Genomic DNA, 13475 nt, shown 5'->3' with positions numbered 1-13475 from the left:
GGGGCAGACTTAGGCGAGGCTTAGAGGGCGCTGGCCCTCACCCATCCACTCTGCGCAAAACCCAGCAAAGCGCTGCACGACCTGCCTGGGCTTGAGGCTGCGGGACTGAGCAATGCCCAGGGTGACAACCGCCACCTCGTCCTTGAAGGGTCGGATGATGAAGTCCACTCCATCCACCGTGCGCGTGGACTGCAGGGGAAAGTTCAGGATGCTGAATCCCAGTCCATTGGCCACCATGCCGCGCACGACCTCGGGCTGGGCGGAGCGAAAGGCAGGCACGGGCCGCTCGCCCACGGCGTCAAACAACCGCGCGAAATACTCCCGGCTGTGGGGCAGGTCGAGCATGACATAGGGCTCTGCAAGCAGGCTCTTGAGCGTGACGGCGCGCTGGCAGGCCAGTCGGTGCCGCGCCGGCAGGATGGCGTAGGGAGGCAGCGTGCGCAGCGGCTGGAAGGCGATGTCGTCGGTGAGGTCTATGTCATAGGTGAGGGCCAGGTCCAGCGTGCCGTCGCGCAGGCTGGTGAACAGGTCCTCCTGGTGGGCTTCGGCCGTGCGGAAGGTGATGCCCGCATGCTCCGCCACGAAACGGCTGATGAGCCCGGCCAGCAGCGGCGGGGCCAGCGAAGTGAGGCAGCCCAGCGCAATGCTGCCCGACATACCCGAATCCAGGCTGCGCGCAACGCCTTGCAATTCTTCCGCGTTCTTGAGCAGGCTTCGGGCCATGCCCAGTATTTCGCGCCCGGCCTGGGTCAGGGACAGCCCGGCCGCATGGTGGCGGATGAACAGTTGCACGCCAAAGGATTCCTCCAGCTCGGCGATCGCCGTGGAGATCGACGGCTGCGAGACATGCAGCAGCCGCGATGCGGCAGTGAAAGACAGCGCCTGGGCCGTGGCGACGAAGTAGCGCAGCTGGCGAAGCGAGTACCGCAGCGATAGGTTTTCCACGGGCTTGGCTCCAGCGGCAACGAAGGCTCTACATAAAACAAAACTATGTAATGCATCTTATTAATATTCTTTATAAATAGCCACTTTCTCCCTAAATTTCCTCCCCAGACAGACCCATCTGACCCACGGAGGACGACATGCAGACAGCAGACCAGGGGCACGTTGCCCAGGCCCCGAACAAGGCACAGGGAGACAGCGCGCCATGACAGCCAATCCCATTTCCATCGACACGCTGGTGGTCGGCGCGGGCCAAGCCGGCGTGGCCATGAGCGAGCATCTGGGCCGCATCGGCGTGCCCCACCTGGTCCTGGAGCGCGAGCGCATTGCCGAACGCTGGCGCACGGGCCGCTGGGATTCGCTGGTGGCCAACGGCCCCGCCTGGCATGACCGCTTTCCCGGCTTGGAGTTCGACGATCTGGAAGCGGATGCCTTCGCACCCAAGGACCGGGTGGCCGAGTATTTCGAAGCCTATGCCAGAAAGTTCGGCGCCCCCATACGCACCGGCGTGGAAGTGACCCGGGTGGTACGCAATACGGGCGTCGAAGGTTTTACCGCAGAGACCTCCGAGGGCCTGGTCCACGCTCGCCGCGTGGTAGTGGCAACCGGGCCGTTCCAGCGCCCGGTGATCCCCGCGATAGCCCCTGGAGACAAGCGGTTCACACAAATCCATTCCGCGCACTATCGCCACCCCGGGCAATTGCCCGAAGGCGCCGTGCTGGTGGTGGGGGCTGGTTCATCGGGCGTGCAGATCGCCGATGAACTGCGGCGCGCCGGCCGAAAGGTCTATCTGTCGGTGGGCCCGCATGACCGGCCACCGCGCTCTTACCGCAACCGCGATTTCTGCTGGTGGCTGGGCGTGCTCGGAGAATGGGACAAGGAGACGGCTGCACCGGGCAAGGAGCATGTGACCATTGCCGTCAGCGGGGCGCGCGGCGGCCAGACCATCGATTTTCGCCGTCTCGCCCATGAAGGGATCACGCTGGTGGGCGTGACCCGGGTCTTCGATGATGGTGTCGTGTCCTTCGCGCCAGACCTGATCACCCATCTGACGCGCGGCGACGAGAACTACCTGTCGCTGCTGGACGCAGCGGACGCCTATGTGGCACGCAACGGCCTGGACCTTCCCGAGGAGCCCGAGGCGCGGCGCATGCTGCCCGATCCGCCTTGCGTCACGCAGCCGCTGGCGTCGCTGGACCTGGTGCAGGCCGGCGTGTCCTCCATCGTCTGGGCGACCGGCTACGCGGTGGACTACCGCTGGCTGCAGGTCGATGCCTTCGATGCCAGTGGCAAGCCGCGACACCAGCGCGGGGTTTCGTCCGAGCCCGGCATCTATTTCCTGGGCCTGCCCTGGCTGTCGCGGCGCGGCTCCAGCTTCATCTGGGGCGTCTGGCACGACGCCCGGCATATCGCAGACCACATCGCCATACAGCGCCAGTACCTCGCCTACCGCGATGCAGCCCACCGCACGCCCTCGCACGGGGCACCCACCCAGGCCGCCCATCCCACAGGAGCGCAATGATGCCCGCCCACACACAGCCCCCTACCCACACGCGCATCCGGATGTTCAACACCAAGGACACCTATCCCAATCAATCGCTGGACAACGACCTGTGCCAGGCCGTGCGCGCCGGCAACACCGTCTATGTGCGCGGCCAGATCGGCACCGATTTCGAGGGCAATCTGGTCGGCCTGGGCGATCCGCAAAAGCAGGCCGAGCAGGCGATGAAGAACGTCAAGCAGCTGCTGCAGGAAGCGGGCAGCGACCTGTCGCACATCGTCAAGACCACCACCTACATCGTCGACCCGCGCTACCGCGAGCCCGTCTACCGGGAAGTGGGCAAGTGGCTCAAGGGCGTGTTTCCCATCTCCACGGGGCTTTGCATATCGGCCCTGGGACAGCCGCAGTGGCTGATGGAGATCGACGTGATCGCGGTCATCCCCGAGGGCTGGCAGCCCGGCGCGCAGTGAGGAGCAGGACATGACCTTCTCCATCCTCTGGCAGGCGTATCGGCCGCAGATGCAGGACTACCTGACGCGCGCCCCTGGACCCCACGGCCGCACCCAGCTATGGAGTGCCTGGCGATGACTAAGCCGACAAGTCGCGATCTGCTCAGGTCGCTGGTGGGATTTCCGACCGTCAGCCGGGACTCCAATCTGGCACTGATCGGCTTCATCCAGCACTACCTGGCCGACCTGGGGGTGCAAAGCGAACTGCTGCACAACGCCGAGGGCACCAAGGCCAATCTGTTCGCCACCATCGGCCCACGCGACCGTGGCGGCATCGTCCTGTCCGGGCATACGGACGTGGTTCCCGTGGACGGGCAGGCCTGGACCATGGAGCCTTTCCGCCTCACCGAGGCCCATGGCCGCCTGTATGGCCGGGGCACGGCCGACATGAAGGGATTCATCGCATCAGTGCTGGCCGCAGTGCCGCTTTTCCTGCGCCAGCCCCTTTCCATGCCCGTGCACCTGGCTTTTTCCTACGACGAGGAGGTGGGCTGCCTGGGCGTGCGGTCCCTGCTGTCGGAACTGCAAAACCGCCCCCACAGGCCACGCCTGTGCCTGATCGGCGAGCCTACGGAACTGCAGCCGGTGCTGGGACACAAGGGCAAGCTGGCGATGCGATGCCGCATCCAGGGCGCGGCCTGCCATTCGGCCCATGCGCCGCGCGGCGTCAATGCCATCGGATACGCGGCGCGCGTGATCCGCAAGCTGGACGAGATCGGCGCAAGGCTGTCGCGGCCCGAGCACCACGACCCGCGCTTCGATCCGCCGTTCTCGACGGTGCAGGTCGGCGTCATCCAGGGCGGACGCGCGCTGAACATCGTGCCTGCCGAGTGCGAGTTCGATTTCGAGGTTCGCGCCCTGCCAGGCTTCGATGCGCATGAAGTGGCGTACGAACTGCAGGACTATGCCGAGACCGATCTGCAACCACTCATGCAAGCGGTGCAGCCCGGCACCGGCATCCGCTTGCAGCCGCTGAGCGCCTACCCGGGACTGGCCACACCGCCCGAGAGCGAGGCTGCGCAACTGCTGACGCTGCTGAGCGGGCGCAGGGATTTCGGCACGGTGGCCTTCGGTACGGAAGGCGGACTGTTCGACCAGGCGGGCATCCCCACGGTGGTGTGCGGGCCGGCCAGCATGGACCAGGGGCACAAGCCCGATGAGTTCATCACCGTGGAACAACTGCAGGCCTGTGACGCCATGCTGGCCCGCCTGGCGGCCCACCTGACGCAAGTTGACGGTGCCACCCAGGACCCGGCCCGGCCACAAGCGGAGGACAGCCGCCACCCACAGTGACCGCAGCGGCGGATGCCGCGATTTTCCACCGACATAAAACATCGGACGCACCCAACGTGCCAATGCACAGGCACACGGACGTCACGCAACCGCAACTCCACTATCTGGAGGAGACACCATGGAACACAACGACAACACCCTGCGGCTGGAAGACAGCACCATCCAACCCATTCCCGCCCATGAACGGCATGGCAAGGCCAGCGACCTGTTCACCATCTGGTTCGGCACCAACGTCATGCTGCTGACCGTGGTCACCGGGGCCCTGGTCGTCACGGTGTTCAAGCAGCCGTTCTGGTGGGGCACGCTGGCCATCGTCGTCGGCAATCTGGTCGGCGCGGTATTCATGGCGCTGCATGCGGCGCAGGGCCCCCAGCTGGGCGTGCCCCAGATGGTGCAGACGCGCGGGCAGTTCGGCTCGCTGGGCTCTTTGCTGGTGGTGGGCCTGGTGGTGGTCATGTATGTGGGCTTCTTCGCCTCCAACCTCGTGCTGGGCGGACAGTCGCTGCACAGTCTGAGCAGTGCCGTGACGGTCAACCAGGGCGTGGTCGCGGTGGGCCTGCTGAGCCTGGTGGCCACCATCTTTGGCTACCGGCTGATCCACATCTACACGCGGCTGCTGACCTGGTGCGCAGGCGCGGTGCTGGTGCTGGCCTTCGCCTGGATCATCTTCGTGCACGGGCTGCCGGCCGATCTGCTGTCGAAGAACGCACCCAGCCTGACGGGATTTCTGGGCAGCATGTCCATCGCCGCGCTCTGGCAGATCGCCTATGCGCCCTATGTGTCCGACTACTCGCGCTACCTGCCGGCGGACACCGGCCCGCGCGTGGCCTTCTGGGCCAGCTATGGCGGCTGCACCCTGGGCTCCATCTTTCCGATGGTGCTGGGCGCGCTCGTGGGCCTGACGGTGGAGGGCGATGACATCGTAAAAAGCCTGAGCACGCTGACGCAGGGCATCAGTCCGCTGGTGATCAGCGTGCTGACGCTGGGCATCGCGGCCACCAACGCCATGAACCTGTACTGCGGCGCGCTGTCCACGATCACCATCGTGCAGACGCTGCGGCCTTCCTGGTCGGCCAAGGCGGCGGCGCGCGCGGCCTGTGCCTGCCTGCTGTTCGGCATCGCCTTGACGATTGCGCTGGCCGGCCAGGACAACTTCCTGGCCACCTATACCCACTTCATTTTGTTGCTGTTGTGCGTAATGGTGCCCTGGACTGCGGTGAATCTGGTGGACTACTACCTCGTCCGCCACGGCCAGTACGACGTGGATTCCTTCTTCCGCCAGGACGGCGGCATCTACGGGCGCTTCAACGGCGTGGCCATCTTTTCGTACGCCTTTGGCATTGCCGTGCAACTGCCTTTCGTCGCCACCGATCTGTACACCGGCCCCGTTGCGAAGATGCTGGACGGCGCGGACATTTCCTGGATCGTCGGGCTGATACTGACATCGGTGGTGTACTACGTGTGCCAGAAGCGCTTTGCGCCGATCCCCGCCCCCATGGCCCTGCCATGACATCCGCCATGACCAGGACAACCCTGCAGCAGCCGTACCTGCCCCCGAGCGCCCAGACACAGCGGGCCCTCACGTCCATCGAAGCCATTGCGGCCATACAGCAGGGCCGGCTTGCGGCGAGCGACTATTTGGCCACCCTGCTCGCGCATGCGCAGGCCATGTCGGGGCTCAATGCGCTGACGGCGCTGGACGTGCAGGGCGCGCTGGCGGCTGCGCGGCGCATCGACGCACTGCCTGCCGACGCCCGGGCGCAATTGCCGCTGGCCGGCCTTCCCATCGTTGTGAAGGACAACATCAACACGCGAGGCCTGCCGAACACGGCAGGAACACCGGCGCTGGAACACTTCATCCCCCGGGACAACGCGCCCTCTGTGCAGCGCCTGCTGGATGCGGGGGCCATTGTCCTGGGCAAGGCCAATATGCATGAGCTGGCCTTCGGCATTACCAGCACGAATCTTGCGCCGCATGCGGGGCCTGTGCGCAACCCCTACGACCCCAGCCGCATCCCGGGCGGCTCGTCGGGCGGCACGGCCGCCGCCATTGCCGCGCGCATCGTGCCTGCAGGGCTGGGCACGGATACCGGAGGCTCTACGCGCATTCCTGCGGCGCTGACCGGCATTGCGGGCTTTCGCCCCTCGGTGGGCAACGGCGGCGCCAGCCGGCGCTACCACGACCCGAATGCGGTCGTCCCCATCAGCCACACGCGCGATACCGTGGGTCCCATGGCGCGCAGCGTGGCCGACATCGCCCTGCTGGACCAGGTCATCACGGACAGCGGTCCCCTGCCTGCGATCGACCTGCGGGGCCTGCGCATCGGCCTGCCCGCTCCGTTGTGGGAAGGCCTGGAGCCCGAGGTCGAAGAGGTGGCGCGCGCCGCGCTGAGGCGGCTTGAAGCCGCTGGCGTGATTCAAGTGGACATGGCCATGGCCGAGCTGCTGGACATCAACAGGCATATCGGCGCACCGCTGGCGCTGCATGAGTCGGCCGAAGACCTGCCGGCATGGCTTGCTGCCAACGAAGCGCCGGTCCGTACCGTGGCCGACATTGCCGCGCGCATTGCCAGTCCCGATGTGCGTGACATGTACCAAGCCGTGCTCGCGGACGAGGCCGCAGACCAGTACGAAGAGGCCATGACGGTCTGGCGGCCCCGGCTGCAGCAGTACTACGCCACGGCCTTTGCCACGCACCGGGTCGATGCGTTGCTGTTCCCCACCACCCGGCTCGCGGCCGTGCCGCTGGACGAGGTGAACGGCTCCTCGACAGTGTCGATACAAGGAGCGGAGACGGTCAGTACCTTCGAGGCCTTTCTGCGCAATACCGATCCGGCCAGCAATGCCGGTCTGCCTGGCCTTTCGCTGCCGGCCGGCCTGACGCCACAGGGGCTGCCGGTGGGCATCGAACTGGACGGCCCCGAAGGCAGCGACCGCCGCCTGCTGGCGATAGGGGTGGCCTTCGAGCAGGTGCTGGGACTGCTGGCCGCGCCGCGGCCCTGAGTCACAGGCACAGCCTGCGGTGCCGCCGCTCAGATCAGCGCCAGCACCTTCTCCGGCGGACGGCACAGCGCTGCGCCCTTGGGTGTGACGACGATGGGGCGGTTGAGCAGCACGGGGTGCTCGGCCACGGCGGCGATGAGCTGCTCATCGCTGACGGATGCATCGCCCAGGCCCAGCTCGGTGTAGACGGCTTCCTTGCTGCGCAGCAGCTCGCGCACGGGCACGCCCAGCCGCCGGACCAGGGCCTGCAGTTGCGCAGCGTCCAGGGGCTGGGCGATGTAGTCGACGATGGTCGGCTCCACGCCGTTGTCGCGCAGCAGGGCCAGCGCGCCGCGCGAGTTGCTGCAGCGGTTGTTGTGGTAGATGGTGATGTCGGTGCGGGGTGCGGTGGTGTTCATGGGCCGCAGTGTAGGCCCATGAAAATGCGCATCAGGCCACGGCTTCCTCGGGATGGGCATCGACCTCGCGGCCGGGCAGCAGCAGGTTCAGCCCCACCGCGACCAGGGCGCCGACGGTGATGCCCGAGCCGAAGACTTCGCGTACGAAGGCAGGCATGCGGGCCAGCAGGTCCGGGCGCACCGTGACCGCCAGGCCGCAGCCCAGCGAGACCGCGATGATCAGGCTGGCGCGCCGCGAGTGCTCGGCGCCGCTGAGCATGCGGATGCCGGCCGAAATGATCATGGCAAACATCATCAGCCCCGCGCCGCCGAGCACGGGCTGCGGAATCGTCACCACCAGTGCGCCCAGCACAGGAAAGAGTCCGGCCAGCAGCAGCATGACGCCCGTCAGCATGACCACGTGGCGGCTGGCCACGCCGGTCAGCGAGACCACGCCCACGTTCTGGGCGAAGGTGGACAGCGGAGGGCTGGACATCACGGCGGCGAAGGCCGAGCCCACGCCATCGCACAGCATGCCGCTGGACAGGCGCTTGCCGTCGATGCGCGTCTGCGTGGCCGCGCCCAGGGCCATGAAGGTGCCCGTGGTCTCGACGATGGTCACCAGAAAGGCGATGGACATGGCGACGATGCCGGCCACCGGGAACGTCATGCCGAAGGTCAGTGGCTGCGGGATGGCGAAGACCGCGGCCTCGCTCACCTGGGTGAAGTCGATCAGGCCCAGCGCCAGGCACAGCACATAGCCGCAGGCGATGCCCAGCACCACGGCCGAGGCAGAGACGATGCCCCTGCCCCACTGCACGAAGCCGATCACCAGCACCAGCACGAAGCCGGCGATGGCCAGGTGGCCGATCGCGCCGTAGTCGCTGCGGCCCACGCCGCCCGCAGCCCAGTCCACGGCGACGGGGGTCAGCGACAGGCCGATCATGGTCACGACCACGCTGGTCACGGTGTGCGGAAAGAAGCGGCGGATCACGGGCATGAAGTAGCTGCCCACGATCATCACCAGCGACCCTACCAGCGAGGAGCCCAGGATGCCGGCCACGCCATGCTCCAGCCCCACGCTGATGCCCGCGCCCACGAAGGCGAAGCTTGTGCCCATGACGCAGGGCAGCCGTATGCCCACGGGCCCCACCCCCCTGCACTGGACGATGGTGACCACGCCCGAGCCCAGCAGCGCTGCATTCACCAGGGCCACGATCTGGTCGGCCGGCAGCTTGAGCGCCCCGCCGAAGACCAGGGGCACGGCGATGATGCCGCCCAGCGCCGCCAGCAGGTGCTGCAGCGACAGAAGGACCGTGGTGATGAGCATTGGCGGTCGGTCTTCCACCTTGTAAAGCAGTTGTTCCATTGTCTTGTCTCCTTGTGTCCTGGCCGTCGGCCTCTTCAGAGGCGCTTGTATGTATGTCGGGGCAGTGGTGCCGGAAAAGGGTGGGGGTCCTGAAAGTGCTGTCCGGGTCTTCGAGCCTCCTGGAGATGCTTCGGGGAATGGCGCAGGGCGGCACGCCGGCACCCGCGATGGCCTGGGTGCCGGCCTGCCGCGCTGCAGGGATATGTCAGTGGCCCGCTGCGCGCTCGAACAGCGTGCGGGCCAGTTCGCGGTGGCGTGTCAGCACGCGCGGCAGGTCGGCCGTGAGCAGGTGGCCGTCACGCACCACGACGCGGCCGTTGATGACGCTGGTGGACACATCGGTGGGCGTGCAGAACACCAGCGCGGCCACGGGGTCATGGCCCGCGCCCGCGTAACCCACGCCCGACATGTCGAAGGCCACGAAGTCGGCCGACATGCCCGGCGCCAGCGCGCCGATGTCATCGCGCCCCAGCACGCGCGCGCCGCCCAGCGTGGCGATCTCCAGCGCCTCGCGCGCGCCCATGGCGGCAGGGCCGTGGCCCACGCGCTGCAGCAGCAGGGCCTGGCGCGCCTCGCCCAGCATGTGGGCGCCGTCGTTGGAGGCGCTGCCGTCCACGCCCAGGCCCACGGGCACGCCCGCATCGCGCATGGTGCGCACGGGCGCAATGCCCGAGGCCAGGCGCATGTTGGAGCACGGGCAATGCGCCACGCCCGTGCCCGTGCGTGCGAACAGCGCAATGCCCTCGGCATCGAGCTTGACGCAGTGGGCATGCCAGACATCGGGGCCGACCCAGCCCAGGCTTTCGGCGTACTGCGCGGGGGTGAGGCCGAATTTCTCGCGAGAGAAGGCGACGTCGTTGTCGTTCTCGGCCAGGTGGGTGTGCAGCGACACGCCGTGCGCACGCGCCAGCACGGCGGACTCGCGCATCAGCTCGCGCGTCACCGAGAACGGCGAGCATGGCGCCAGCACCACGCGCAGCATGGAGTGGCGTGCGCTGTCGTGGTACTGCTGGATCAGGCGCAGGCTGTCGCGCAGGATGGCTTCCTCTTCCTCCACCACCGCGTCAGGCGGCAGGCCGCCCTTGCTGCGGCCCAGGCTCATGGAGCCGCGCGCCGCATGAAAGCGCATGCCCATCTGCTGCGCCGCGGCAATGGAGTCGTCCAGCCGAGCGCCATTCGGATACAGGTACAGGTGGTCGCTGGTGGTGGTGCAGCCCGACAGCATCAGCTCGGCCATGGCGGTCTGGGTGGAGACGTGGATCATCTCCGGCGTGAGGTGCGACCACAGCATGTACAGGTTGGTCAGCCACGAGAACAGCTCCGCATCCTGCGCGGCCGGCACGGCGCGCGTGAGGCTCTGGTACATGTGGTGGTGCGTGTTGACCAGGCCCGGCATGAGCACGTGGCCGCGCATGTCCAGCACCTGGGCCGTGCCGTCGTCCACCATGCGGCGGTACTGCGGCGGCAGATCGGCCGTGGCGCCCACCCATTGCACGGCCGGGCCGTCGGCCACCAGGGCGCCGTCGCGGATCTCGCGGCGCTGCGCATCCATGGTGACGAGTACATCGGCGTTCAGTGCGATCAAGGTCATGGCGTTCTCTTCTTCGAAATGGAAAAGCCGCCAGTCTAGGAAGGACAAGCCATTGCCGATAGCGCTGAATTCCGCCCGATGTGTCCACAAAAAGTGGACAAGTGACTAAGACTCACCGCCCCCCGGCAAACAGCCTTGCCAGCGCCTGGCCGATGGACTGGGCCATCAACTCCCCCGCCGCGCTCAACTGACCCCTGGCCCGGCCGGTCAGCACCAGCGTCTGCCGCCGCAGATGCGCATCGCGCAAAGGCACGAAGACCAGGGCATTGCGGCTGCGCTCCTCCATCACGTCCAGCGGATTGAGCAGGGCAATGCCCTCGCCCAGCATGACCAGGCGCTGGATCAGCGCCATGGAGGTGGATTCGGCCACGGGCGTGACCTCGATGGCGTTGCGCGCAAAGGCTTCGTCCAGCAGGCTGCGGATGGACAGCGGCGGCGCGGGCAGGATGAGCGGATGGCCTATGCACTCGCTGAGCAGCACGGACGATTGGCGCGCCAGCGCATGCCGGGGCGGCACGATGGCGCCGATCTGCCATTCGCTGGTGGCCAGCGCGCGCAGCGCGGGGCGTTCGGACAGGTCGTAGGCCAGGCCCAGGTCGGCGTCGCCGCCTTCCACGGCGGCCGCGATGTCGCTCAGGGGCAGGTCGATGATGCGCACCACGATGCCCGGGTGGCGCTGGCGGAATTCATGCACCAGCGAGGGCAGCAGCGAGCCGGCCAGCCCCGTGGTCGCGGCCACGGTGATCTCGCCGCTGCGCGCGCCCTGCAGTTCGGCAATGCGCTCGCGCAGCGCCGCATGCTCGCGCAGCGTGGCGCGCACATGGGCCAGCACCATCTCGCCCGTCGGGGTGAGGCGCAGGCGCTTGTGGATGCGCTCGAACAGGGGCGTGCCCAGCTCGGCCTCCAGGTCGAGAATCTGGCGGTTGACGGCCGTGGGAGCCACGTGCAGATGTTCGGCCGCCTTGCGGATGGAACCGCGGCGGACCACTTCGTCGAGATAGCGCAGGACTCTGGCGTGCATGGCGCGAGCGTAGCGGGGTTTGCCGGGCCGCGCTTTGCAGCACTCGGCAGCGCAGGCTCAGCGGGCCGTGCCCGGGCGCTCGGCGCGCAGCGTGCGGCTGAGCATGATCACGGGGATCAGGCCCACCAGCACCAGGGCCAGCGACGGCAGGGCGGCCTCGCCCAGGCGTTCGTCGCGCGCGAGCTGGTAGGCCACGACGGCCAGGGTGTCGCTGTTGAAGGGGCGCAGCACCATGGTGGCGGGCAGCTCCTTCATCACATCGACGAAGACCAGCAGCGCCGCCGCCGCCGTGGAGCGCCTGAGCAGCGGCCAGTGCACGCGCGACAGCATGCCCCAGGCGCCCGTGCCCAGCATGCGGGCCGAGTCGTCCAGGCTGGGAGCGATGCGCGCATAGCCGCTTTGCATGGACTGCAGGGCCACGGCGCAAAAGCGCACCAGGTAGGCCCAGACAATGCCCACGGCGGTGGCCGTGACCAGGCCGGCAAAGCCCCATTCGGGCCGCACCTGCTGCACCCAGCCCACGGGCAGCAGCAGGCCGACGACGACGACGGCGCCCGGCACCGCATAGCCCAGGCTGGCCAGTTGCACCACGCCGCGCGTGACGGCCGACTCCTTGTGGCGGCGCACGGCAAACGCCAGGGCCACGGCGATGATGACGGCCAGCACCGAGGTGATGGTGCCCAGGCGCACGCTGTTGAGCGCCCAGTCGAGGAAGCGGTCCCAGGGCAGCACCGACCAGTCGGCCCCCAGCGGGCGCAGCATGAAGAACACGGGCGCCACAAAGCCCATGAGCACGGGCAGCAGGCACGCCAGCCAGGCCAGCGCGCAGCGCCAGCCGCGCAGGCGCAGCGGCTGCGCCTCGGCCGAGCTGGCGCGGCCCGCGCCGCCGGTGACGAAGCGCATGCGCCGCTGGGCGCGCAGCTCCAGCTGCAGCAGCAGCACCACCAGCACCAGCAGGAAGGTCGCCAGCTGCGCGGCAGCAATGCGGTTGTCCATGGACAGCCAGGCCTTGTAGATGCCCGTGGTGAAGGTCTGTATGCCGAAGTAGCTGACCACGCCGAAGTCGGCCAGCGTCTCCATCACCACCAGGGCCACGCCAGCGGCCACGGCCGGGCGCGCCAGCGGCAGCGCCACCGACCAGATGCGCCGCGACAGCGGCGCGCCCATGAGGCGCGCGGCCTCCATCAGGTGCGCGGCGCGCTCGCCCAGCGCGGTGCGCGCCAGCAGGTAGACATACGGGTAGAGCGAGAAGATGAAGACCCAGACCGCGCCGCCCAGGCTGCGCACCTCGGGCAGGAGCCGGCCTTCCAGGCCATAGGTGTCGCGCAGCCAGGTCTGCAGCGGGCCGCTGAACTGCAGGAAGTCGGTATAGGCATAGGCCGTGACATAGGCCGGCATGGCCAGCGGCAGCAGCAGCAGCCATTCGAGCTGGCGCCGGCCGCGGAAGTCGAACAGCGTCACGGCCGCCGCCGTGCCCGTGCCCACGATGGCCGCGCCCAGCGCCACCAGCAGGCCCAGCCAGACCGTGGTCCACAGATAGCCGGGCAGCACGGTGGCCGCCATCTCGCGCAGGATGGAGCCGGCCAGGGCATCGCCCTGCCCCACGGGCAGCCAGGAGCCGAGCACGGCCAGCACGGGCAGCATCAGCACCAGGGCCAGAAGAAGCAGGGGAAGGGAGCGGAGTACGGACGACAGACGGCGCAAAGCGGAGGTCTCGGCTAGAGGATGAGGGGGAGGATCTGGCTGCCGGGCTATGGAACGGGCCGGGATCCGCGGCTGCCGCCGGCCTGTGGGCCGATGTGCCGCCGAGACCGGACGTGCCTGCAGGCTGCTGGAGTCGGCGGGCTCCGGGCATGCCCCTGGCCCGCC

The 13475-nt window shown here is 68.1% G+C and carries 11 protein-coding genes and 1 pseudogene; 6 read left to right on the top strand and 6 right to left on the bottom strand.

Annotation, left to right across the window (positions count from 1 at the left end; translation table 11 throughout):
• Positions 1–9: 9 nt before the first annotated feature.
• Positions 10–945 (bottom strand): LysR family transcriptional regulator, encoded by a 936-nt coding sequence (locus BO996_RS08085; RefSeq protein WP_071954456.1) that lies wholly within the window; start codon positions 943–945, stop codon positions 10–12.
• A gap of 202 nt (positions 946–1147) precedes the next feature.
• On the opposite strand from BO996_RS08085, the gene BO996_RS08080 reads away from it, so the two are divergent.
• The 6 genes and pseudogenes from BO996_RS08080 to iaaH all read left to right on the top strand — a co-directional run bounded on the left by BO996_RS08080 (position 1148) and on the right by iaaH (position 7248).
• On the top strand, positions 1148–2464 hold the full coding sequence (locus tag BO996_RS08080) for a flavin-containing monooxygenase (RefSeq protein ID WP_071954455.1): 1317 nt from the start codon (positions 1148–1150) through the stop codon (positions 2462–2464).
• Positions 2464–2913, top strand: coding sequence for a RidA family protein (locus BO996_RS08075; protein ID WP_013804011.1), 450 nt, complete (start codon positions 2464–2466; stop codon positions 2911–2913). The genes BO996_RS08080 and BO996_RS08075 overlap by 1 nt, the downstream gene beginning before the upstream one ends.
• 25 nt (positions 2914–2938) lie before the next feature.
• Positions 2939–3035: pseudogene (locus tag BO996_RS28920) on the top strand (DUF1028 domain-containing protein); the annotation flags it as partial.
• Positions 3028–4245 carry an acetylornithine deacetylase gene (gene argE, locus BO996_RS08070; protein ID WP_071954454.1) on the top strand — a complete coding sequence of 406 codons (1218 nt, stop codon included), beginning with the start codon at positions 3028–3030 and terminating at the stop codon, positions 4243–4245. The pseudogene BO996_RS28920 and the gene argE, both read left to right, overlap by 8 nt.
• A gap of 118 nt (positions 4246–4363) precedes the next feature.
• Positions 4364–5755 carry a purine-cytosine permease family protein gene (locus tag BO996_RS08065; protein ID WP_071954453.1) on the top strand — a complete coding sequence of 464 codons (1392 nt, stop codon included), beginning with the start codon at positions 4364–4366 and terminating at the stop codon, positions 5753–5755.
• 8 nt (positions 5756–5763) lie between these two features.
• Positions 5764–7248, top strand: coding sequence for an indoleacetamide hydrolase (gene iaaH / locus BO996_RS08060; RefSeq protein ID WP_071954452.1), 1485 nt, complete (start codon positions 5764–5766; stop codon positions 7246–7248).
• Between the two features lie 29 nt (positions 7249–7277).
• Here the strand turns inward: iaaH and arsC are convergent, their stop codons facing one another.
• From arsC to BO996_RS08035, 5 genes are all read right to left on the bottom strand, one after another.
• On the bottom strand, positions 7278–7646 hold the full coding sequence (gene arsC, locus BO996_RS08055; protein ID WP_013804015.1) for an arsenate reductase (glutaredoxin): 369 nt from the start codon (positions 7644–7646) through the stop codon (positions 7278–7280).
• A gap of 31 nt (positions 7647–7677) precedes the next feature.
• Positions 7678–8994, bottom strand: a complete 1317-nt coding sequence (locus tag BO996_RS08050) for a nucleobase:cation symporter-2 family protein (RefSeq protein WP_013804016.1) — start codon at positions 8992–8994, stop codon at positions 7678–7680.
• Positions 8995–9199: 205 nt separating this feature from the next.
• Positions 9200–10585 carry an 8-oxoguanine deaminase gene (locus BO996_RS08045; RefSeq protein WP_063327156.1) on the bottom strand — a complete coding sequence of 462 codons (1386 nt, stop codon included), beginning with the start codon at positions 10583–10585 and terminating at the stop codon, positions 9200–9202.
• A 112-nt stretch (positions 10586–10697) separates the two neighbouring features.
• A complete protein-coding gene (locus BO996_RS08040) occupies positions 10698–11606 on the bottom strand; it encodes a LysR family transcriptional regulator (protein WP_012203519.1) in 909 nt (302 codons plus the stop codon).
• 57 nt (positions 11607–11663) lie between these two features.
• Positions 11664–13310, bottom strand: a complete 1647-nt coding sequence (locus BO996_RS08035; RefSeq protein ID WP_071954451.1) for an ABC transporter permease — start codon at positions 13308–13310, stop codon at positions 11664–11666.
• Positions 13311–13475 lie beyond the last annotated feature (165 nt).

The sequence above is a fragment of the Delftia sp. HK171 genome, from assembly GCF_001886655.1.
In the GTDB taxonomy this organism is placed as follows: domain Bacteria; phylum Pseudomonadota; class Gammaproteobacteria; order Burkholderiales; family Burkholderiaceae_C; genus Comamonas; species Comamonas acidovorans.
This window is presented reverse-complemented; position numbering and strand designations above follow the sequence as displayed.